The sequence below is a fragment of the Enterobacter sp. GER_MD16_1505_Eko_090 genome (assembly GCF_003331015.1).
GTDB classification, from domain to species: Bacteria; Pseudomonadota; Gammaproteobacteria; order Enterobacterales; family Enterobacteriaceae; genus Enterobacter; species Enterobacter roggenkampii.
Map to the genome: position 1 here is coordinate 1 of NZ_PUQF01000017.1, position 24,227 is coordinate 24,227.

At 57.7% G+C, this 24,227-nt stretch carries 12 protein-coding genes; 5 read left to right on the top strand and 7 right to left on the bottom strand.

The genetic code is table 11. From position 1 onward, the window contains the following. From C6A40_RS18190 to C6A40_RS18215, 6 genes are all read right to left on the bottom strand, one after another. Window positions 1-13,856 (bottom strand): hemagglutinin repeat-containing protein (locus C6A40_RS18190; RefSeq protein WP_114191325.1); only part of this gene is annotated, 13,856 nt, incomplete at its 3' end. A gap of 14 nt (window positions 13,857-13,870) precedes the next feature. After that, a complete protein-coding gene (locus C6A40_RS18195; RefSeq protein ID WP_239991057.1) occupies window positions 13,871-15,568 on the bottom strand; it encodes a ShlB/FhaC/HecB family hemolysin secretion/activation protein in 1,698 nt (565 codons plus the stop codon). 182 nt (window positions 15,569-15,750) lie between these two features. Next, entirely contained in the window at window positions 15,751-16,704 is a 954-nt protein-coding gene (locus tag C6A40_RS18200) for a GlxA family transcriptional regulator (protein ID WP_045336480.1), read from the bottom strand. A 26-nt stretch (window positions 16,705-16,730) separates the two neighbouring features. Further along, the gene (locus tag C6A40_RS18205) at window positions 16,731-17,510 is read right to left on the bottom strand and encodes an MBL fold metallo-hydrolase (protein ID WP_045336479.1); all 780 of its coding nucleotides are present in this window, start codon (window positions 17,508-17,510) and stop codon (window positions 16,731-16,733) included. A gap of 122 nt (window positions 17,511-17,632) precedes the next feature. Continuing rightward, a complete protein-coding gene (nlpA, locus tag C6A40_RS18210) occupies window positions 17,633-18,433 on the bottom strand; it encodes a lipoprotein NlpA (RefSeq protein WP_045336477.1) in 801 nt (266 codons plus the stop codon). Window positions 18,434-18,580: 147 nt separating this feature from the next. Beyond that, window positions 18,581-19,000, bottom strand: coding sequence for a GNAT family N-acetyltransferase (locus C6A40_RS18215; protein WP_008500129.1), 420 nt, complete (start codon window positions 18,998-19,000; stop codon window positions 18,581-18,583). Between the two features lie 141 nt (window positions 19,001-19,141). On the opposite strand from C6A40_RS18215, the gene C6A40_RS18220 reads away from it, so the two are divergent. Further along, on the top strand, window positions 19,142-19,438 hold the full coding sequence (locus tag C6A40_RS18220) for a YicS family protein (protein WP_023326396.1): 297 nt from the start codon (window positions 19,142-19,144) through the stop codon (window positions 19,436-19,438). 61 nt (window positions 19,439-19,499) lie between these two features. On the opposite strand, the gene C6A40_RS18225 is transcribed toward C6A40_RS18220, so the two are convergent. After that, window positions 19,500-20,450 carry a LacI family DNA-binding transcriptional regulator gene (locus C6A40_RS18225; protein ID WP_023293714.1) on the bottom strand — a complete coding sequence of 317 codons (951 nt, stop codon included), beginning with the start codon at window positions 20,448-20,450 and terminating at the stop codon, window positions 19,500-19,502. 293 nt (window positions 20,451-20,743) lie between these two features. Between C6A40_RS18225 and C6A40_RS18230 the strand changes: the two genes are divergently transcribed. Genes C6A40_RS18230 through C6A40_RS18245 form a run of 4 tightly spaced genes read left to right on the top strand, consistent with a single transcriptional unit; the run spans window position 20,744 to window position 24,097 of the window. After that, window positions 20,744-21,058: a PTS sugar transporter subunit IIB gene (locus C6A40_RS18230; protein ID WP_008500132.1), complete on the top strand. Its 315-nt coding sequence runs from the start codon at window positions 20,744-20,746 to the stop codon at window positions 21,056-21,058. An 11-nt stretch (window positions 21,059-21,069) separates the two neighbouring features. Beyond that, a complete protein-coding gene (locus C6A40_RS18235) occupies window positions 21,070-22,395 on the top strand; it encodes a PTS sugar transporter subunit IIC (RefSeq protein WP_045336474.1) in 1,326 nt (441 codons plus the stop codon). Between the two features lie 17 nt (window positions 22,396-22,412). Further along, on the top strand, window positions 22,413-23,789 hold the full coding sequence (locus tag C6A40_RS18240) for a glycoside hydrolase family 1 protein (protein ID WP_045336472.1): 1,377 nt from the start codon (window positions 22,413-22,415) through the stop codon (window positions 23,787-23,789). Between the two features lie 5 nt (window positions 23,790-23,794). After that, window positions 23,795-24,097, top strand: coding sequence for a PTS lactose/cellobiose transporter subunit IIA (locus C6A40_RS18245; RefSeq protein WP_008500136.1), 303 nt, complete (start codon window positions 23,795-23,797; stop codon window positions 24,095-24,097). The last annotated feature ends 130 nt before the right edge of the window (window positions 24,098-24,227 follow it).

The following is a 24,227-nucleotide window of genomic DNA, read 5'->3' on the forward strand; positions in this document are numbered from 1 at the left end:
TCACGGCTGAGCGTGCTGACGTCCTGCTTCTGGTTAGCCTGGTCGCGAACAATGATAGCACCGTCGGCTACCGCTGATTGCGTGGTCCCTTCAGCATGGCCGCCACCGCCCATTCCTGCCAGCATTGTGCTGGCCATGTTGCTAACCAGATTACCCGCAACCCCGGCGCCGCTGCTGAAGCCGACACCCTGATGTTCAACCTTATACTCCGCCTTATTGTTGATGTCCGTAAAGCCCAGCGTACCGGTCTCAAGGCGGTTTTTGTCTGCATCAGCACGGCTGGCAATCACCGCACCGTCCAGCTGCGTATGGTTGCCAACGTTAATATCAAAGCCGCCTTTGCCAGCGAAGATCCCGGTCTGCTCCTGGACCGAGTCGTAGTTGCTCTTCATCTTGTCGCGGCTGATGCTAAAGCTGCCGCTACCGCTGCCCGCTCCCCAGGTGTAGCTTGCACCCGCATTCATACTCTGCTGTTTGCTGTTGTATTTGTCGCTATCCTGCAGGCTGCTGAGGGTCAGGTCGCGCCCGACATCCGCCGTGACCTTATCGCCGTTGACCTGCGCGCCTTTAAGTACCGTATCGCGGCCGCTGGTCAGGTTGACGTTCTGTCCGGCATCCAGCGTCGTTTCGTTCCAGGAGGTTCCATTGCCTTTTTCGCTGCCTCTGGCGGCGTTTACGCTGGCAGAGACGGTGATGCCCGCGCCATTCGGACCGGCGGTAATACCGATCCCGATTGAGCCACCCTTGCTGGAGTTACTGCCCGTCAGTTTGTTGGTGTCGGCTGCACTCGTCAGGTTGATATCCTGAGCCGCATTGAGCGTCAGATCCTTGCCAGCCTTCAGCTGGCTGCCCGCCACGGTAATATCACCGCTGTTGGCAGCGTTGCCCTGACCTGTCGCCGTGATGGCGAGGTTACCCCCGGCATTCAGCGTGCTGCCGGTCGTTTTGTCCTGCTCCGAGTGTGAGGTGGATTTAGAGGACTGTCCGCCAATGGAGGCCATCACGCCGAACGCGCCATTGTTGGTGGGATCGCTGCCGTTAGCCGCTTCAGCGAGACGGTTGGCCTGCACGGCCTGAACACCCGACAGTGCCGCTTTGGTCGCCTGAAGTGCGGCGAGACGGCCATCGCTCTGGTCTTTCACCGCCATTGCCGTGCTGGCCGCAGTGTTCACCGCGTCACCCACTGCGCCGGAGAGGGCAATCGTCAGGCCACTGCTTTTCTGCTTGAAGGTTTGATCGCTGGTGAGCCTGTCGTGGCCCGGCTCGATCGTCACGCTGTCTCCGGTGAGCGCCATATTTTTGCCAGCCACCAGATCCGCGCCGCCGACATGCAGCTGATTACCGGCGGCAATATCAACGCTCCCCCCCGTCGAGCCCACCGTACTGAAGCTCTGGCTCTGGGTGGTGCCCTTCTCACGGAGATCCTGGGTACTTTTGCTGCTGCCGATGGTGAAACCAATCCCACCCGAGCCCATCAGGCCGGATTTTTTCTCTTCCTTAAAGCGCCAGGAGGTGTCGGTGTTAGTGGCTGCAACGATATCAACGTTGTTGCCCGCCTTAAGCTGCACGTCGCCATCGCCCGCCACGGCGGAGCCTGACACCCGCAGGTTATTACCCGCCACCACCTGCACGTTATCGCCGCTCAGCAATGAGCCGGATTCACGCGTCGCGCTGTTCTCCTCGATGGTGTGGGTGGTTTTCTTGCTCAGGAAACCTTTCCTGGTTTTGGTCTGCTCTTTGTAGTGGTAATCGCTGTCGGTAGCGGTGGCGAGATTTATGTCCCGCCCTGCGCCCACGCCAATATCCCCGTGTGCTGTGACCTGCGCCGCCTGGGTATTAACATCACGGTTCGCAATGATTGTGGTGCTGCTGCCGCTGGCGATCTCCGTTCCCTGCTGGCGCACGGACTGGTTGATCTCGACTTTTTTCTTCGCGCTATATTTATCGCTGGTTGTGGACTCTGCCGCCAGCAGATCGATATCCCGTCCGGCCTGCAGCCCCACGCGATCCTGTGCGGCAAGCGCCGCGGCGTTACTGTGCAGATCGCGGCCTGCGGCCAACGTCAGATCGTCGCCAGCGCTAATGACCGTACGCGTATTATCCGTCTTCAGGGAGTCCGTTTTCGCGGTCTGGCTGTGGCGGCTATTCTGCGCCACATCCAGCACCAGATCGTTACCCGCCCAAAGCGCAGCGCTGCCTCCGGCCGTCAGATTACTGCCCGTAACGTTCAGATCGTGACCTGCCTGCAGGCCAAGGTTGCCTCCGCTGGTGACCGTACTGCCCTGGTTGGTGACGGTCTCATTGAGATTGCGGCCATAACGGTCGCGCGTCACCAGTTGATTCCCTGTAACAGAGATATCATCCAGCGCTTTTAGCAACATATCGCCGCCAGCACTGAGGTTAGCGCCGATATTGTTAATATCTTTCCCGGCGCTCAGGGTCAGGCTGTCCGTCGCTTTGATGGAAGCAAGTGCGCCCAGGTCGGTTTGCGTCAGCGAGACGGCCTGGCTGTTCCATCCGTTCGTAGCGCCCGAGATATTCCACTGGTTGGTCAGCGTCTGGTTAATAATGCTACCCCCCACGCTTTCAAGGCTAACCGTCTGCCCGCTGATGGTGGAACCCACGTTATTGATATTGCCCAGGGCGCTAAGCTGCAGGCTTCCGCTGGAACCGATCAGGCCACCATTGATGTTGTTGATTGTGCTCTGGCTGCTGGCAGCCAGCAGGCTTTTACCCTGCAGCGTACTGCCGTCATTCGTGATGCTGCCGGCATTAAGGATCACCTGGTTCCCGGCGATAATGCTCCCTTTGTTAAACGCCACGTCCTTCGCCGACAGGTACAGCCTTGGCACGAGGACATTTTGCCCCTCAATCACCGTGTTTTCCCACCACAGGATACTGGAATCCAGCGAGGCAACCTGCTCTTCCGACAGGCTGACGCCGAGCTGTAACCCCAGCTTGTCACGGGCCTGAGCGGCGCGATCGATCAGATACTGCATCTGCTCAAGGTCGGAGCCCACGCCGTTAACGTAGCGGCTACCGGTCTCGTTCAGGATCTGATTGCTGACGTAGCGGGTGTCGAAGGCCGCATCGCCCAGGAAACGGTAATCATATTCCGGACGCAGATTCAGACGCGCCAGGAAATAATCCGACCCCAGGAACTGCGTGGTATCGGTATAGGTTGTTCGGGTTTCCTGCGGCGCCGAAGGCGGCGTTGTCCCGGCCAGCTTGTACAAATCATTAAACAGGCTGCTATCCAGCTGCCCTAAACCCGCCAGTTTCGGGTTGGTAACAATGAGATACGGGCTTTTCGGATCGCGGTTTGCCACAAAATAGCCGTTATTGTTGGCCGGTAGCGGATAGTCGCTCAGCTTAATCGGTGAACCATTGCTGGTCAGCGCTGGGGCAACCGACGAGATATCGGTAAGCGAAACAGGACGGTAGTTATAACCCGGTGGCGGAGGCGTTTTCCCGCCGCTGGAAAGCGAAATGATCTGAGCCGTTACCGCAGCGATTTCACCGATCTTATCGCGGGAAGCCAGCGCGGACGTTCCGCTTGTTCCCGACTGCTTCTGCCCCGCCAGTGCTACGGCATCGCTGGCAATAGTCGTATGCTTGCCACCCGTGCTGCCGAGAACCACCAGGGCTGCACCGGTCCCGGTCAAATCAACCGGCGTACCGTTCGCACCGTTCTGGGAGGTTAAGCCTGCAGCCTGCAGGTGAACGTCAGCCAGCTTGCCGCCAGCCTGGCCAAAATCGCCGATGCTCTGGGGACGATTATCAATCGATGCCAGACCATTATTACCGGCATTGCGGCTGGTGAGCGCTTCCGCATTGCCTATGCCACTCCCACCGCCGGGCAGGTTAATGGTCGCCTGCGGTGCGGCAACGCTTTGGCTGCTTGCCGCGCCGAGCCCGGTGGCCTTAGCGCCAGACGCAACGGTCGGGCCGCCAGACAGGTTCAGCCCGGGGGCACTGAGGCCAGGCTTATAGCCCGGGGCGTTCGCCGTGGTGGAGGTATTGCTGATATTGTTGCTGAAGCTGGCGACTACCGCGCCGCCGGCCTGGATAACGGCGCGATAAACGTCTCCGCTGGCCCCTTCAGTGGTCACACTGTCAAGAACATAGCTAATCGACTTCGATACCAGCTTGTCATAGCTTCGCGTGGTCTCATCAGGTCTGCGGGCATATTTATCGCCTACCCCATAGCGATAAACGTTATAAACCGTCGACGTGCCGTTTAGCCATGACTGGTTATTTAAGGTACTTCCTGAAAGCTGAATATTTCTGTTCGCCAGAATCGACGACGCCATATTTTCAACGTTATCAGACCGGGCGATGATGTCTCGGCCGGACGCAATGCGGGACTGCTGCCCCTTCGCGCTCACGGATACCGAAACGGTTTTAACGGCAACTTTTTGAACATCCGCGTCTTCATAAGGCGCATAGTTGCCAAGCATTTCGCTCCAGTCGTCACCGTGGCCGTGATAACTCTGTCCTTCCGTCACATAAATACCGTACTTGCCGGTACCGGAAGAGGAAATCCAGTCCACAGGAATATCCGCCGTTCCACCCTTAACCCAGGACGGTGCGATATTCGTTTCGCTCTGGGCTGCATTGAGCCCATCCCGCTCGTTTACTAAATGCCCGGTCAGGATTGAAATGTCGCCACGCTGGGTTTCAATACTGCCTGAAGTATTCACGACCTCCGCGCTAGCGTTACCTGCGCTGTCGCGCTGCATCCACAGGCTGTTGCCGGCCAGAATATCGCCGCGCGCGTTACGGATGCTGTTCGCCAGCAGGCTCATATTATTGCCCGCGTACAGCAGAGCGCTATTCAGCAGCGTGCTTCCGGCGCTGGCGATCAGATCGCCTGCAGTTCCGACAAACCCTGCGTTATTAATACCGTTCAGGCTGCTCAGGCGCAGCGTACCGCCCGCCTCGACGCTGCCTGTACCATTCAGGTTTAGCTGCCCTGCGCTAAGCTGGCTTTCGCCATAGCCCGCCCGCAGCTGGCCGTTATTATTCAGCGTACCCGCAGCGGAAAGCTGTATCCCCTTGCCCTGCATCAGGCCATTGGTCGTGATATCGCCCTGGCTGGTGACGGACAGCGTATTCCCCGCGGCCAGCGTAGTCAGCTGATTATAGGAAGCCTTGCTCGCGAGGGTGAGGTCCCCCAGCGCCACAACCTGCCCCTGAAGGCCGGTATTAGTGGCGTTAATCGCCAGGTTACCCTGGCTAAGCATCCGGGCAGCAGCAGCGTTATTGACCTGCGAGGCGGCAATCCCAAGATTCTGGGTGGCGTATACCGTACCGTTATTATCGAGCTGGCCCGGATTAACCGTCAGGTTCGCGCCCTGCAACATGCCGTTGTTTACAATATAATTACCACCGAGCGTTCCCTGCTGCTGTGCCAGCACCGTACCGCTGTTGTTCAGCGAACCGGCGTTGAGCCACAGCGCAAAGCCCTGCACCCAGCCGCTGTTGGTCAGCCCCGGCGTATTCAGCGTTAGCGTTGCACCACTGAGTAACTGCCCCTGATTACTGCCGCGATCGCGCAGGTCAAGCTGCGTATTACCGTTCCCCTGTAGCGTACCGTCATTATTCAGCGTCTGTGCGCCCAGCTGGAAAGCGCCCTGGCTCAGCATCACGGCATTGCGTCCGTTATCGACGTTACCGCGCAGCGTGGCGTTGAGCGCGGTATTCGCCTCCATGCGGCCCTGGTTATTCAGGCTACCGGCATTCAGCGCCAGGGTGCTCCCCTGGATATGACCGAGGTTGGTCAGGATATTGGCGCCCATGCTGAGCAGGCCGTTGCTTAACAGCTTCGCACCCGCCTGCTGGTCAAGATCGCCGCTGAGCGTGACGCCAAGGCCATCGGCACCGCTGATGCTGCCGCTGTTACTGAGCGAACCGCCCGACAGCGACATCTTCTTCGCCAGCATTTGCCCCTGATTCTTCAGCGTTGGCGCCCCGAGCGTGGCCGTCCCGTTCGCCACCATTGAGCCCGTATTGACCAGGGAGGAGGTCAGCGCGAGATCCGTATTTCCCGCGCTTTGCAGCGTGCCGTTGTTCTGTAACTGCCGGGCGTTAACCTTCAGGTACTGCGACTGCCACAGACCATCATTCGTGATGCTCTGCCCACCCGCCAGCAGCGTTCCCTGCGTTTTCATTGATGCACCGGCCCGGTTGGTCAGCCCCTGAAGAGGTTGAAGCGTCAGGGCGTTCAGACCAATCACGGAACCGGCGTTATCGACCGTACCACTATTTACCGTCAGGGTACTGCCCTGAAGGCTGCCCCCGTTTGACAGGCTGCCGCCGTCCAGTATCAGGTCACCGTCAACCAGCAGAGAACCCTGGTTATTCAGCGCCCCCGCAGCAACGCGCGTACTCCCCTGGCCAAGCAGGCGACCCGTGTTGGTCAACTGGTTATCAATCTGAGCGGTCAGTCCGTCGGTACCGAGTACGCTGCCGCTGTTGTTCCAGCCACTCGCGTTCACGCCGAGCCGTTGCCCCTGCATTATCCCGCCATTCGCGAGCTGACCGGCCTTAAGCGTCAGCTGTCCGCCGGAAAGCAGTTTCCCGCCGGTCAGGTTGTTCAGCGTCGGGGCGGTAATCGACAGCCCGCCGTCGCCCTGAAGCACGCCGCGGTTATTCAGGATATTGACCGCCAGCGTGGCATTACTCGCCGCCAGCTGACCTGCGTTATCCAGCCTTGCGGCCGTCAGGTTCAGCCCCTGCTGAGCGAGCAGCCGTCCACTTTGTTGGTTCGTCAGCTGGTTGCCGATATTCAGGCCCAGATCGCGCGCCTGCACGATGCCCTGGTTGTCGAGATTATCGAGATTAAGCGTGAGCCCCTGCTGCGAAAGCAGCAGCCCCTGGTTGGTCAGCTGCGGCAGGGAAAGCGTCAGCGCCCCGCCGGTGATAATTTGCCCGCCGGTCTTATTGTTAAGTACCAGAGTTGATGGCGTCAGGGAGTTCAGCGCCAGCGCGCTGTTACCCTGCAGCAAGCCGACGTTGGTCAGCAGATTGGTGATGATATTCACCGAATCTCCCGCTAACGTGCCCTGGTTGTTAAGGCTGGCGGCGCTCAGGGTCAGATCTTTTTGTGCCACCAGGCGTGCATTGCCGCGGTTCACGACGTCGCCGGTGAAGCTTAGCCCCACACGGCTCCCTTGTAGCGTTCCCTGGTTATCCAGGGTGGCTCCAGAAAGGACCAGCGCCTCTTTTACAGACATCAGCCCCAGGTTGACCATCTGCGGGATGGAGAGATTCAGCGAGCTGCCGCTAACAATTTGCCCGTTCGTCAGATTGTTGAGCCGCGGCGTGTGCAGCGCCAGCGCGCTGTCTCCCTGCAGGATGCCGTTGTTGTCGATCTGGCCGCTGGTAAGCTCGACACTCATTGCGGCAAGCACACCGTTATTCGTCAGGCTGGCGCTCTGGCTGCTAAGTTGACGGGTCGCCAGCAGCTTGCCCCCGCTCTGGTTATTCAGCTGTTGCGCGACGTTAAGATTTAACGCTCCGGCAGACAATGTGCCCAGGTTGCCAAAGCTGCCGGTCGTCAGCGTCATATCCTGACTCGCCTGAACGAGCCCGCCGTTGGTAAACTGCGGCAGATCGAGATTAAGCGAGCCGCCGGACAGAATTTGTCCACCGGTAAGGTTATCCAGGGCCCGGGTATCGAACGTCAACGCAGCGCTACCCTGCAATAAACCGCTGTTGCTGATGCTGTCCGATTGCAGGTTAAGCGTACCCGCCGCCAACTGCCCGCGGTTATCTACAGCGCCTGCGCGAATATCAAACCCGGCCTCGCTGAGTAACGTTCCGCTGTTTGTTAGCGTGCTGCTGACGTTCAGGCTCGCGCCTTGCTGGCCAAGCAGCGTCCCCTCGTTATTCCAGCTTCCGGCCTTAACGTTCAGCGTCCGGCCCTGTAGCGTACCGGCGTTATCGCCCTTATCCCCGGCAATCGTCAAATCGCCGCCGCTTAACAGCTGTCCGACGATCAGGTTATTAATCACTTTGGCAGCAGGCGTCTGCGCGGCGTCAACACTTCTCAGGCCCGAGGTCTGTGCCGCTTGACCCTGGATCGCCAGCCCACTGTTACCCTGCACCAAGCCGCTATTGTTCAGGATCCCTAGAGCCAGGTGCGCATTATCTGCCGCCAGCGTGCCGCTGTTGGTTAACGTATTGCCGTCAAAAGCCAGCGCCTGGGTGGCAAGCACTTTGCCCGTGTCCCGGTTGGTCAGCGCGTTTTTTACCGCGAGGGTCAGCGTGTCGGCCTGAATCACACCGCTGTTAGTCAGCATTGCGCTCGTGAGATTTAGCGCCTGTTTGGCCAGAAGCGTACCAACGTTGCTGAACGCGTCTGCAACGAGATTCAAAGCACCATTGCTTTGCAGCGTCCCGGTATTGTTCAGCTCTCCGGTGCTCACGCTAACCGTGTTTGCTGCCAGAATACCGCTATTATCGAGCTGACTGGCGTCAAGCTGCAGCTTGCCCTGGCTCAGCATTTGCCCGCTGATGGTCGCGGTATTATCCACATTCAGCGTCAGATCGCCTTTACCTGTCAGCGAACCCGCATTAGTGAAATCCACGCCGTGCAGGAGAGCGTTCTGCCCCTGCATCAGGCCATTGTTGTTCAGCTGCTGGCCGGTAATATCGAGCAGCCCACCGCTTAATATCTTGCCTGCTTGATCGTTATCGAGGCCGGTAACGGCAAGTTTAAGACCAATATCCCCCTGCAGCAGGCCGCTATTTTGCCCATGGCCGGACGTAATAATGACGTTGTTGCCGATAAGCTGTCCGTCGTTACGCCAGCTTCCGGCGTTAAGCGTCAGCAGGTCGTCTGCAAACAGATGCCCCTCAGGCTGATTGTTTACCTGACCGGACAAATTCAGTTGCACATTCAGTGCTTCCAGACCACCGCGGTTATCAAGAGAAGTCCCGTCCAGGCGCAGGTTTTTCCCCGTCGACATCAGCCCGTCATTGATCAGCGCAGGTACCGTCAGCGCTATATCATCGCCTGCTACCAGCGAACCGCTCTTTTGATTGGACAATGAGGCGGCGGAGAAGCTGAGCTTGCCGTCGGCCTGAATTAATCCGCTGTTATTTGCCTGCCCCACTGCGCTGTCGATGTTAACGGTTGCAGCAGCAATTACCCCGGTATTAGAAAGCGCCCCGCTTTTCAGGCTGAGGGAATTCTGGCTGATAAGGCGCCCATCGTTGTTGAAGGCCCCGGCGAACAGAATATTCAGCGCCTCGCGGCCCAGCATTTGTCCGCGGTTAACGCCGCCAGACTGTCCACCTGCGAGCGTCAGGCTTTTCCCCTGCACCCGGCCAGCGTTATCCAGACGGTCAACATTAAGTCCCACATCACCATCGCTCAGCAATTGGCCGCTGGCGATGTTGTTCAACTGGCTGCCCTGCAGGCCGAGGGACTGGTTTCCCTGAATCAGCCCGCTATTTGTTAAGCTGCTAACCGCAAGACGCGCGTTACTGCTGATAAGCTTCCCGGCGTTATCACCGCTGGCGGCGTCAATCGAGAGGATATCGTCTGCCAGCAGTACGCCACTGGTCTGGTTATTCAGCGTCTGTACCGACGTTAACGCCAGATTGCCCGCTTCAATATTGCCGCCATTCGTTAGCGTCAGCGCGTCGATAGCCAGCCCCTGACTGACCGAAATCAGCCCGGCGTTGACCAGCCGATCAACATGTAAACTACCTCCGCTGCCGCTCATTTCTGCGCCTGCAGTATTATTCAATTCCCCGGCGGTGAGCGACAGACCGTTGATAGCAAGCACCTGGCCGCTGTTATCCAGCCGCCCCGCACCGATCTGAACCGTGTCCCCCTGCAGACGTCCGGCGTTCCCTCCCTGCACGGTATTCAGGGTGAGCGCACCGCCGCTCAGGAGTTGACCACCTGAAAGGTTATCCAGCGTCTGGCTGCTGACGGAAAGCCCCTGATTTCCCTGCAATAACCCCGCATTTGACAGAGTATTGGCGATTATCGTGCCTGAGCGGCTAATCAGCTGCCCCCGGTTGGTGAACTCAGGTGTCGACAGGTGAAGCGAATCATCTGCCAGCAGCACACCTTTCGCCTGGTTATTCAGCTGCTGGCGCAGCGTCAGCTGTAAATCCTTCGCCTCGATGTTCCCAGCGTTGTCCAGCGTCGCGGCCTCGATAGCCAGCCCCTGGGTGACCGAAATCAAACCGGCGTTAATCAGGTCGGGAATGGCAAGTCTTAGCCCGCTGCCGCTGATAATGCTGCCCTGCTTCTGGTTATGGAGTGAGGAGGCGGTAAAACCAAACAGCTGGTCACCCTGTAGCAAACCGCTATTGGTCATCTGCCGGGTGTTGATGTTCAGCTCGGGCGCCGCGATCTGCCCCTGGTTATCCAACTGCTCGCTCGTAAGGCCCAGTTTGCCTTTGCTGAGCAAATTACCGCTATTGGTGAGGCTTTCGGTTCCGCTCAGGCTAAGCGCAGATAATCCCAGCATCTGGCCATTGTTATCCGCCTTTCTGGTATTCAGTCCAATAGTCTCGCCCTGCACCTTACCGGCGTTGCTGAACCCTAGGGTCTCATTGAACGTCAGCGTACCGCCGCTGACGACTTCGCCTTCGGAGGCATTGTTAAACTGCTCACCGTCAGCGACAAGTGCCGCGCTCCCCTGCAGCAAACCCTTATTGACGAGCGTCTTCGCGTTCAGCGTCGCGCTTTCCGACATCAGACGTCCGTCGTTACTGAGCTGCGGCGTCGCGAGCTTCAGGCTGCGCTGGGCCAGGAGGATCCCCTCAGCCAGGTTATTCAGCTTTTCGCGCAGCTTTAGCTGCAGATCCTGAGCTTCAATCCGCCCGTTGTTATCCAGCGTTAACGCATCAATGGCAGCGCCTTGCTGAGCGGAGATCGCGCCAGCATTAACCAGCTGCTGTACGGTAACGGCCAGGCCGCTGCCTGCCTGAACAGTGCCGGAAAGCCCGTTTGCCAGCGCGCCGACATTCAGATCCAGCGCCCCGCCGCTTTGCAACCAGCCGTCGTTAGTCAGGCTGTTGCCGCTAATGCGCAGATTTTCTGCCGTGACGCCGCCGAAATTAGCAAACTTCCCGGCGTTCACGCGGCCAGTCTGCTGGCTGACAAGCCGCCCGTCGGCGAGGTTAGTAAACGTATCGCGGACATTGACCGACAGATCGTCCAGCCCCGAAGCCTGACCCCCGTTGCTCCACTCCCCGGCGTCAATCGTCAGCGTTTTGCCCTGAACGCTGCCCGCGTTATCAAACGCCGGGGTCGTAAGCGCCAGCGACGCTTCCGCCAGCAGTACGCCGCCTTGCTGATTACTTAATTTCTGACCCGCTTTCAGCGCCATCGACTGGGCTTCAAGATTGCCGCTGTTCGTCAGCATCAGGCTTTCAATGGTTAGCCCCTGCTTCACCGAAATCAGCCCGGCATTCACCAGTTGTGGGATATTCAGCGTCAGCCCGCTGCCGCTGATGATTTTTCCCCCGCTCTGGTTAGCCAGCCTTGTGGAAGCGAGCTGCAACGTTTGCCCGCCCTGCAGCAGGCCGCTATTGTCGAGGGTATTCGCGTTCAGGTTCAGAGCGGATGAGGCCACTCTCCCGGCGTTATTGAACACTGGAGCGGTCAGGTCGAGTGTATTTTCGGCGAGCACGCTTCCGGAGGCCGTGTTGGTAAAGGCGTTATTTAGCGTCAGCGCCAGCGCGCTGGCAGCCAGCTGGCCGTCGTTGGTGAAGGTATTTCCCGTCAGCGTGAGCCCGTTACGGGCCGTCATTTTGCCGCTCGCGTGGTTATCCGTATGCCCGGTAATGGCAAGCGTTAAGGCATCGCTATCCAGCGAACCACTGTTGGTCAACTGGCTGGTATTAAGCTGCAGCGTTTTCTGCGCCAGCAGCGCCCCTCCGGCCTGCTGAACAATGGTTTCGGCGCTCAACGCCATGGCATTATCCGCCTGCAGGGTGCCGCTGGTGTCAATCTGGTTAGCCTGCAGAGAAACGTTGCTGCCGCGGCTCGTACCGCGATGCGTTAAGCTGCCGGCAGCGAGCGTCAGGTTGCCTTTTGCAGCCTGGACACCGTCCAGCCCGGCGGCGTTATGCGCCTGCAACAGCATATCGCCCTGCGACTGAAGCTGTCCGCTCGCCAGCGTCGTAAGTCGGTCGCCGCTGAAGGACAGATCGCCCTGGGCCAGAACCTCCCCGGCGATCTGCGCATCACCCGCATTGAGCTGCAGGCTGCCCCCGCTGGTCAGCGTGCTCCCCTGAAGAGCGCTGAATTGACGGCTGGTGAGCGCGAGATTCTGTTTCCCACTGACCAGCCCGTTGTTTATGACGCTGTCAGACTGCAGCCCGAGCCTGCCGGTGGATAACAATTGCCCGTTTTGCCCGATATTCAGCGCGCCAGTACCGCTAACGCTCAGATCGCTATCGCTGCTGAGCATGCCGTCAATCCAGGCATCCCCCGTTGAGATCTCCAGCACGCCGCCGGCCAGCAGTTGACCAGTATGGTTAAGCGTGCCCAGATCGAGCCGGGTATTTTTCTGCGCCTGTACCGCACCGCTATTGGTAAAACCTCCCGCCTTCACGTTTAGATCGCCGTTCGCGGTCATTTTCCCGCTGTTAGCGAGCTGGCCTGCGGAAAGAGAGATACCGCTGCCTGCCACCATCTTACCCGCATGGTTTGCAGCCCCTGCGACGTTAGCCTGAATGGTGCCAGCCGCATTAACCTCACTGGTGGTATCTGCGGTAAGCGAACCAGAGTTCAGGCTGATGTTTTTACCCGCCGTTAACGTACCGTTAGCGACGCTCAGCTTTCCATTACCGGCAAGCGTAATATCCCCGTCGCTAAGCAGTTTGCCGTTCGTTACCGCCACGTCTGAACGGCTGTTGATCAGCATTGCTCCCGTACTTTTATGTTCGCCGCTGAGGACAACGCTATCCGCCTTCGCCGTCAGGCTACCGCTTGCAAGGCTGTTATTCACCATCAGCTTACCGTTGGTATCCAGCGTAATATCGCCCTGTCGGGCGTTAAGATCCCCGAGGTTAACCCCGACGCCTTTTTCGCTGGAAACAAGACGGATACGGTTGGCGTACATCCCGCCGAGCGCGCCGGTATCCACGGCTACCACAGGTGCGGCCCCCTCGCCGGTAATCGGCGTGACGCTGCCGTCGGCGGCAACCCGGTTGGCGCCCACGGTCGCGGTCAAATCTTTCGCATGAATCGCGGCGTTCACTTCCGTTGCGCGCGCAATAATCGACAGCGCGTCGCTCTTGCTGGCATCCAGCCCCTGGCCTTCAACCGTGATGGCGCCTTTCGTCACCTCCAGCGCCTGCAGGTTACCGCTGGCGTCGAACTGCGGTTTCCCCGTGGTCAGGGTGACGTTCGGGGTGTTGATAAATCCGCACCCGTTACAGGTAATGCCGTACGGGTTGGCCACCATGACGTTTGCTGCTTTACCGGCGACTTCCGTATAGCCCTGCAGCTGCGAGCGGCTGGCGCCCGTGACTTCGTTGATAATGCCTTTCGCTTCCCGCCCGGCCTGCAGGTTGGGGTTGTTCTGGATAAGCCCGCCCAGCTGGGTCTGGGTTAAACGGTCCGTGCCGTTGTTGAGGATAAGCCCCTCTTTGCCGACGTTATACTCACCGAACTGGTTATGCGAGATACCCGCCCCGTTGGGCGTGGCGATGTTGACGACCGGCACCCCGTTCCCCGCCCGATCGACCGTGGTCTGCCCGGTCGGCGTAAGCGCCGCCGCGACGGCAGGTGCCATCGGCTGCCAGACCATCAGGCCGCAGACAATCCAGCTGATCAGACGCTGCGAGAAACGAACGGGTGGGTGACGGGTATCCATAGTCGTAGAGTCTCTTAAAGCATGAAGGCAATGCGCCAGTTAACGCTCACATGATCCGGGCCGAGCCAGTCGGGGTAGTGCAGGGGCGTACCGACCGAAATCTGGCTGCTGTACCCGCGCCCTGCGCTGTTCAGCCCCACCGAAGCGCCCCACAACGTGCCGGAGGCAAAGCGGTCCTGACGGTCTTTTTCCAGCCAGCCGCCGTCAACGGCGACCGTTGCGCTCACCGCGCCAATCACCGGAAGGGTGAAGAGGGAATATCCCAGCTCGTTGCGCCAGTAGCCGCCGTTGTCCCCGGACAGGTACTGCTCTTTAAAACCGCGCACGGAGCTTTCGCCGCCGAGCGTCAGGCGCTCGGAGCCGTACAGCCGGTCGGGCGACCACTGGCCGTAGGCGCTGGTCAGCCACCAGGCGTTACGGGCGACTGGACGCTGGAAGCTGGCGTTCAGACTCCATTTACGGAATTCCGCGCGCGGCATATCCCCGGACTTATCTTCGTCGGTTTCGGCATTGAACCACGGCATGCCGTGGCTCCAGGTCGGGTTGAAGGTCGCCACGCCGCCCAGCATTTTTTGCGTGTGCGTAATGCCCAGAATCAGGCTGGAGAGGTTGCGCGTGCTGCTCTGAAGCGGCGCGTCGTTGAGCCAGTTGCGGCTGGATCGCTGAACCACGCCTGCCGCAATGCCGGTTTTCACCTCCCCGTTGCGGAAGACCACCCAGGACGCGTTAAGGCGGTGGGTTCTGGTATCGCCCGTGGAGAGCCAGTTGAATCCCTGGTTACTGATGGTGGTCCGGTAGTTACTCCAGGCGTAGCTGTAGTCCAGTAATCCGTAGCCAAACGGCACGCTGACGCCCGCCTGAAAATTCTGCGCATCGTACGCGCTGGCAAAATCGCTGCTGCGCCCGCCGCTGACAAACCATTTATCCGCCAGCCCCAGCATATTATTCGCGGTGAGCACGCCGCTCAGCTGATCTTCGCCGGTACTCTTCTGCCCGCTATTATCCAGGCTTACCGATGCACTTAAGGGAAATTCTGGCTTTGCCGTAAGATTAACAATGGAATATCCGGCCTGCGTTCCCGGAAGAATTTCAATCTGAACCGGCTCGGTACGCAAACGGTTAATTTGCTCCATGCCCTGTTCGATGTCGCGTAAATTAAGGATGCCGCCCACCCGTCCCGGAAACGCCATTTTCAGCATACGCGGCGTTTCGCCTTCCAGACGGATCGCTTCCAGTCTGCCTTCCAGCACAACAATATTCAGCTGACCGCCGGAGAGATCCTGCTCGGTAAGAAAAGCGCGGCTGGTGATATATCCCCGGCTGATATACCAGTCAGAAATATGGGCGAGAAGTTCCGTTATTTTCGCCATATCCAGACAGCGGCCCTGCCACGGCGCGACAAGGGTCTGCCGGTTTTTCGGGGAGATTAAGGTCGCACCTGAAAGGGTAATGGTATGAATAGTGAAACAGGGCCCGGAGCCGGTAACCGGCAGCGGTCTGGCGGGCGCGGGGCGAGGAATACTCCGCTCCAGCTCCTCACGCTGTTGCTGGTTCTGTAATAAAAGCTGCTGCTGTTGCTGTTGAATGGAATCGCGATCGGCTGGCGATAAAGGTGCAGCACTCACCCTCGCTGAAAAAAGCGAAAACAATAAGATAGCAACAGCATAATTTACTAATGAAATTATTCTAATTTTTATTTCGGCGCTATTCATCCATGCCACAAAAATGTCCGCAATGATTATTTTTGTAATATAAGAGTTTTCTTAAAGCGAGTATATCTAATTTGAATTAGGGCACCTAAAATTAATAGTTATTTCAGAAGAGTGAGAAGGATATTAAGAGAAAATAAGAAAGGATTTAACTCACCCTTAAATCTTGAGTTAGCCGTAATACACTAGGCATGAAGCCGAAACGTCTTTCGCCACTCCGCCGGACTCACCCCAAAACGCGCCTTAAACTGCTGTCGCCAGGTGACGGCGGAATTAAATCCCACCAGCTCAGCCACGCGTTCAATCGGCATATTTCCGGCTTCCAGCAGGATCTGGCTGCGCCGCAGGCGTTCGGCGGTCAACCAGTCGGCGACGCTCATCCCTGTAGCGTTAACAAAATGACGAGTCAGGGTGCGGCGGCTCATCGAGACCACCTCAGCCAGCGAGTCCAGACTATGTTGTTCGGTGATGTGCTGCTGCAGGTAGTCGATCAGGCAGTTAATGCGCCCGTCGCGGGTATCTTTAGGCACCGGCTGGGCGATGAACTGCGCCTGCCCGCCCTCGCGGTGGGGCGGAACAATCATCCGGCGGGCAATCTGGTTAGCAACCACGCTGCCAAAGCGCTGGCGAATGATATACAGGCAGCAGTCGAGGGCTGCGGCAGTCCCGGCGGAGGTGATGATATTGCCGTCATCCACGTAAAGGGCATTAATATCCAGCCGAACGTTCGGGAAGAGCGACTGAAACTGACGTTCGAACTCCCAGTGGGTGGCCGCACGTTTGCCGTCGAGGATCCCCGCCCAGGCCAGCACAAACGACCCCAGACACAGCCCGACGATTTCCGCGCCGCGGTCCCTCGCCTGTACCAGGCTGTCGAGCAGCGTCTGGGGCGGGCGTTCAAGAACGTGCTGCCAGTAGGGAACGACAACAATATCGGCCTGCCCAATGGCGGTAAAATCCTGCGTGGCGTTGAGGGCAAATCCGTCTTTTGAGGTGAGGAACCCTGGCGTTTCGGCGCAGATCGCCACGTTAAAGCGCTTTTCTCCGGAGACCGAGTCGCCAAACAGAATGCAGGGAACGGAGTAGTGGAACGGGCTGAACCCGTCTACCGCGACAATCGCGACGTTGATTAGCGACATCTGTCTCTCCTTTCCCTTTCAGACACTCAGAATATAACGGTTTCGCCATCCTGGGGAATGCTCACTGCGTCACTCACCTGGTTGGCTTCAACGTACTCCCGCAGCGCGCTGCGGGTTAACAGACAGTGGTTAATGGCTTCCATATGGATCGCCACAATTTTAGCCTGCGGCAGCAGGAAATGGACGTTGAGCACATCCTCCTGCCCCATAATAATGGGCCCAAAACCAATGACGTGGGCATAGCCGGCATTCAGCACCACCACGTCCGGCTGGTGCTTTTGCAGATCGGCCGCCACCTCGTCACGCCAGACGGTATCCCCGGCAATATAGAGCGTCTTCTCATCAGGATGACGCAGCACCACGCCACAGGCCTCGCCCAGCCGCTCCGCCAGTTCGGGCACGGCGTATGCGCGATCGGTACCGTGCTGACCGCCGTGGGTTTTCGCTATCCGGATATCACCAAAGGTGGTTGCGTCAGTCATGACCGTCAGGTTGCTAAACCCCTGGCTGCGCAGCAGCGCGGCATCACGGTCGTTTTGCACGTAGATCGGTTTATCTTTGGCGATCAGCTCCGCCGCGGCGCGATCCCAGTGATCGTCATGGGTATGGGTGACGATCACCGCATCGGCGTCCAGCAGCGCGTTGACGTCGACGGGGAGTTCGACCGTCGGGTTGCGGCGTTCGGCATGGGCCGTGCCAGGGAAGCCCGGATAAGCGCCCTGTGGGGCCAGCATCGGGTCGACTAAAAGACGTTTTCCGGCATAGGTAATCAGCTGGGTGGCGTTGCGAATGTGGGTGATGTTCATGGGCTATCCTCCGGTTGGTGTGATAAGGAGGATAGCCAGCCGTCGCGCGTCACGCTGTGGGTTAAAGAGCGATTACCGATGAAATCGGGCCAATTTACGTCACCGTGCTTTATGCGGGTTCCTTACCAGCCCGGCACCGCCCCGCCGTTAAAGATCGTCTCCGCCGCTTTCGCCACTTCAGGCGACTGATACGACCGGATAAATTCCTTCACGTTCTCGGCGTCTTTGTTGTCTTCGCGCGTCACCACGATGTTCACGTACGGCGAGTTTTTGTCTTCGATAAAGACGCTGTCATGCACCGGCGACAGCCCGGTTTGCTGGATATAGGTGGTGCTGATGATGGCGACATCCACTTTCGGGTCGTCCAGCACGCGCGGCAGCTGCGCCCCTTCGAGCTCCATGATTTTCAGCTGTTTAGGGTTGGCGGTAATATCCAGCGCCGTCGGCAGCAGCCCGGTATCTGGCTTCAGGGTGATGAGCTTCTCTTTTTGCAGCAGCAACAGCGCACGTCCCAGGTTGGTCGGGTCGTTTGGAATGGCAATGGTTGCGCCGTCCTTCAGGTCAGACACGGATTTGATTTTGCGGGAATAGCCAGCCATTGGGAAAACAAAGGTGTTCGCCACGGCCACCAACTTGTAGCCATGCGCCTTGTTATCCTCTGCAAGGAACGGGCGATGCTGGAAGACGTTGGCATCCAGTTCCCCCTGGTTGGTGGCATCGTTAGGCAACAGCGAGCCGCTGAAGCCCACCAGCTCCACGTCCAGGCCATATTTCTCTTTCGCCACCTTTTTGGCGACTTCCGCCACGTCCTGCTCGGCGCCGTTGATGACGCCGACTTTAATGTGTTTGGCATCGCTGCCACTTTGATCGCACCCGGCCAGCAGCAGGCCAGCCAGTACCAGAGCACCCAATCGACGTTTCACAAGACAGTTCCTTTTGCTGAATGTTGTAGTGACTATATCGACAACGAGGCGGTGAAATAAAAACCGAAAAAGAATCAATAAGAAGGATAAGTTATATGCGGGTATGGCCGGGTGGCGCTGCGCTTACCCGGCCTGCGGATTCAGAGCTTAAAGGGCTTTCGCCAGGTAATGTCGCTGCATGCCCGGGTACGGATAATCCTGCAAAGACATCTGCAGCTGGTACCCCTGTTTTTCATAGAACGGACGCGCCTGGAAGCTGACGGTATCCACCAGCGCGTGCTTGCAGCCTTTGCGTCTGGCTTCATCTTCCGCCGTTTTGATGAGCTGGCTGCCCACGCCGGATCCGCGCACGGCATCGCTCACCCAGAGAAAGTCGATATTCAGCCAGTCGCCTTTACGCACCCCAATGAGCCCGCCGAGCATGGTGCCGATGTCGTCCCGCACGTAAACGCCAATATCCCCGCTGAATGTGGAGAGATCCAGAAACTGCGCATTGTAGGCTCTCAGGCCCGTGAGTAACTCTTCTTTTTCCTGCGCCGTAACCGCATGAGTAATGCTCAGGTGCATATTTTTTCTCCTTGTTATCTGTGCCGTTTCACTATCTCACACACGCAACGTGGAGAAAATTCATACTTTCGGCTGGCGTCGCTACACTGAATGTAACGATATATTTCATGGGAAGCCTGTGACGTCAAAAGGGGGTTGTTGATGAAAGCTGCACACCTTGTCTGCCTGCTGGTTTGTCTGCTGTTCGCCGCGTTTGTCCATGCTCAGGAAAAGGAGGATCCGGCGAAAGAGGCGCAGATTAAGCAACAGGTCCTGAAAGATATTAAGAAAACCTGTACGCCACAGAAAAAGCAGAGCGATAAGGCCTGGCAGGCGATGATTTTGTCGTCAGAGGCCAATCAGCTGCTGATCAAAAATGCCGTTACCGCCGTGAAGCGTGACAACCTGGACGCCTACTGGGCGGCGATTGGTCAGGTGGATTGTATGGAAGATTACTGAGGGCTTGAAACGTGCTTCTCGCCGGGTGGCGGCTGCGCCTTACCCGGCCTACACAACATGTTTAACGCTTACGCACGTCTGGAATGATCAAATCCCCGCGCAGCACATACGAGCCCAGCATCTGCGTTTTCTCCGTCAGCCAGCTCACGATACGCGCCGCCATCGCATCCATAGAATATTCAATCGCCGGGATCACCGGAATACCCGGCAGGTGCAGCGATCCGGCCAGGCTAAAGACCATAATGTCGTCCGGCACGGATTTATTAAACGCCTGCAGCTGCGGGATCACCCGCTGGGCTTCCTGCTCGTCCGCCACCAGCAGCGCGTTGAAGTTCAGCGTGCTGGCGTTATTCAGCAGCTCCTGTAGCGCAACGGACGACGAGGTCGCGTCCATGAACACAAGGTTGCGATTAAAGGGCAGGAAATTTTTCTCCAGCGCGTGCTTGTAGCCGAGCAGCACCTGGTCAGCAAAACCGCTGCCGTGCGGATGGATCAGGGCAATCTGGCGTCGCCCCTGGCTGGTCAGGTAGTTACAGGCGGTTTCGGCGGCAAAGGCGTGATCGAACTGGATGCTGTTGGAATTATCAGACTCCATGCAGTCCACCAGAATGACGTTGTCCATGTCGACGTCCAGCGGGAAACGCGCGCCAATCACCAGGATGTCATCGCAAAGCCCGCAGGAGAGTTCCTCAAGTGCGTGCATCACTTCCGCTTTGCTGTGCGCGAAACGCAGCAGCAGGTGTTTTTGATGCTGGCTGAGCTGTTTTTCCAGCGCGTAGAGATAACCGGTGGTCTGGTTAATGTTTTCCTGGGCGCAAATCACCCCGATACAGCCCGTCGACTGGCTCAGCAGCGACTGGGCAATCACATTAGGCCGGTAGTTAAGCTCATCCACTGCCTTCAGAACGGCCTGACGGCTGGCTTCCTTTACGCCACGCGACCCACTCAACACTCGCGATACCGTGGCTTTAGACACCCCGGCAAGACGTGATACATCATTGATTGTCGACATCTCTTTCCCCTGGCAGGCTTACCTCGCGCCTGCAAATTCCATGACCGCTTCGGCTCACATTATAGCCAGAGCGGAGTATATCCGTTTCCGTTTTCCATGGAAACCGATTTTCCGTTTCCACTCCAAATGATGTCAAAACAGCCAAATTATGTGACCTGCATCCGGTTAATTAGCCTCATAAGTATTGGATCTTGATGGTTGTCACAGTTCTGTCTTTTATGAATGGAAACCGGTTTCCGTATCATGTCCAATCATCCTCGCAATAACTTTTTACATTTAGAGGATGGTTGTCGATGTTCAAGATTATGCTGTGCTGCTCTGCCGGGATGTCCACCAGCCTGCTGGTCAGCAAAATGGTCGATGTCGCGAAAGAACGTGGTTTGCCGGTGAAGATTGATGCGTACGGTGTTTCCGAATTTGATACGCAGTTTCCGCAATACCAGGTGGTACTTCTCGGACCGCAAGTGAAATACATGTTACAGACACTCTCAGACAAGGCGGCGACGCATGGCATTCCGGTGCAGCCCATCGACATGATGGACTACGGCATGCAGCGTGGCGATAAAGTACTGGACTTTGCTCTGTCGCTCATCGAAGCGGCACACTAAAAGGTGTTCACATGAGTTCGTTATATCAATCCATGGTTGCGGTGATTGAGCAGTCAATTACCCCGCTGGCCGCGAAGCTCGGTCAGCAAAAGTACGTGATTGCCATCCGCGACGGCTTTACCGCCGCGCTGCCGTTTATGATCATCGGCTCGTTTATGCTGGTGTTCATCTTCCCGCCGTTCTCGGCGGATACCACCAATAGCTTCGCCCGCGGCTGGCTGGATTTCTCCCAGACCTACCGCGAACAGCTGATGCTGCCGTTTAACCTCAGCATGGGCGTGATGACCTTCTTCATCTCGGTAGGGATTGGGGCGAGCCTGGGGCGTCAGTTTAACCTCGACCCGGTGATGTCCGGCCTGCTGGCCTTTATGGCCTTCCTGCTGGTCGCCGCGCCGTATGCCGACGGCAAAATCTCAACCCAGTACCTCTCCGGCCAGGGCATCTTCACCGCCCTGATCGCCGCCATTTACTCAACCCGCGTGTACGCCTGGCTGAAGCAGAACAACGTCACCATCCGCCTGCCGAAGGAAGTGCCCACCGGCGTGGCGCGTTCGTTTGAGATCCTGATCCCGGTGATGGTGGTGATCGGCACGCTGCACCCGCTGAACCTGTTCATTGAAGCGCAGACCGGGATGATTATCCCGCAGGCGATCATGCACCTGCTGGAGCCGCTGGTGTCCGCGTCTGACTCCCTGCCCGCCATTCTGCTCTCCGTGCTGCTGTGCCAGATCTTCTGGTTCGCGGGTATCCACGGCTCGCTGATTGTTACCGGCATCATGAACCCGTTCTGGATGGCGAACCTCTCGGCAAACCAGGCGGCACTGGCCGCAGGCGCGGCGCTGCCGCACGTTTATCTGCAGGGTTTCTGGGATCACTACCTGCTGATTGGCGGCGTCGGTTCCACCCTGCCGCTGGCCTTCCTGCTGCTGCGCAGCCGCGCCACGCATCTGCGCACCATCGGCAAAATGGGCATTGTGCCGAGCTTCTTTAACATCAATGAGCCGATTCTGTTCGGCGCGCCGATCATCATGAACCCGATGCTGTTTATCCCGTTCGTGTTTGTTCCGCTGGTCAACGCCTGCCTGGCGTACGGCGCAACCAAACTCGGCTGGCTGGCACAGGTTGTGTCGTTGACCCCGTGGACCACCCCCGCGCCGATTGGTGCCTCGTGGGCGGCAAACTGGGCGCTCAGTCCGGTGATCATGTGCCTTGTCTGTATGGTGATGTCCGCGCTGATGTACCTGCCGTTCCTGCGCGCCTATGAGCGTACGCTGATTAAAAACGAAGAGCAGAAAGCCCAGGCAACCGTCAGTACCGCTGAAGCCGCAAGTAATTAAGTCAAAGAGGAAGGGTCATGAAATACGCATTTCCCGATAACTTCTGGTGGGGCAGCGCAAGCTCCGCTCTCCAGACGGAAGGGACACGAGAGGGTGAAACCACGTGGGACTACTGGTTTGCCCGCGAGCCGAACCGTTTTCACAACGGCGTGGGGCCGCAGCACACCTCCACGTTTTATCAGCACTGGAAAACGGACATTCAGCTGTTAAAACAGCTGAACCACAACAGCTTTCGTACCTCGATTAGCTGGGCGCGCCTGATCCCCGACGGTATCGGTGAAGTGAACCCGGACGCGGTCGATTTTTATAATCAGGTCATTGATGAGCTGAATGAACAGGGCATCACGCCGTTTATCACCCTGTTCCATTTCGACATGCCGATGGCGATGCAGGAGATAGGCGGCTGGGAAAACCGTGACGTGGTGGACGCGTACGCCCGCTATGCGCAGATTTGCTTCGAGCTGTTCGGCGACCGCGTGCTGCACTGGTTTACCTTCAACGAGCCGATCGTGCCGGTGGAAGGCGGTTATCTGTACGACTTCCACTACCCCAACGTAGTGGATTTCCGCCGGGCGGCCACCGTGGCGTATCACACGGTGCTGGCCCATGCGAAGGCGGTTCAGGCCTACCGCGCCGGGCACTACGCGGGGGAGATCGGCATCGTGCTGAACCTGACGCCGTCGTATCCGCGTTCGCAGAACCCGGCAGACGTGAAGGCGGCGCACGTTGCGGATCTGATGTTTAACCGCAGCTTCCTCGACCCGGTCCTGCGCGGCGAATACCCGGCCGATCTGGTGGCGCTGCTGAAATCTTACGACCAGCTGCCCGCCTGCAAGACGGAAGACGGCTTCCTGATTGCGGAAGGAAAAATCGACCTGCTCGGCATTAACTACTATCAGCCGCGTCGCGTGAAGTGTCGCGACAGCGCGGTGAACCCGCAGTCGCCGTTTATGCCGGAATGGTTCTTTGATAGCTACGAGATGCCGGGCCGCAAGATGAACCTCTACCGCGGCTGGGAAATCTACGCGCCGGGTATTTACGATATTCTGATTAACCTGCGCGACAATTACGGCAACCCCTGCTGCTTTATTTCTGAAAACGGCATGGGCGTCGAAAATGAGCAGCGCTTTATTGAAAATGGCCAGATTAACGATCAATACCGCATCGAGTTTATTTCCGAACATTTAGCCTGGCTGCATAAGGGTATTAGCGAAGGGTGCAATTGTCTTGGTTACCATATGTGGACGTTTATTGATAACTGGTCGTGGTGTAACGCGTATAAAAATCGCTACGGATTTATCCAGCTCGATTTAAAGACGCAGCAGCGCACCATTAAGAAAAGCGGGGAGTGGTTTGCCGCCACCGCCTTAAATAATAGCTTTGATAAAGAGTAATGATGATGATCGCACTAGAAGAAGCCGTAATGGAAATTATCGTCAATGCTGGCCAGTCCCGCAGCCTGTGCTTTGAGGCGCTGCACGCGGCGCGCCAGGGCAACATTGACGAAGCCAAAAGCCTGCTTCGCGAAGCCGACGGCTATGCGCGCCAGGCGCACAAGATGCAGACCAAACTGATCGAGCAGGATGCGGGCGAAGCCCGCCAGCCGATGACCTTAATCATGGTGCACGCGCAGGATCATTTAATGAATTCGCTATTAGCGCGTGAATTGTCTGAAGAAATTATTCATTTATATCAGAGATAGTCTATGGCGAAATAAATTAATGTAATACCTCTGTACCTAAAACTAGAAATCCACTTGTTCTGATGATAGCGACATATTCTGTCAGATCGGAGCGGGATGGTTATTGTCTGAATAAAATTAAACTATATTG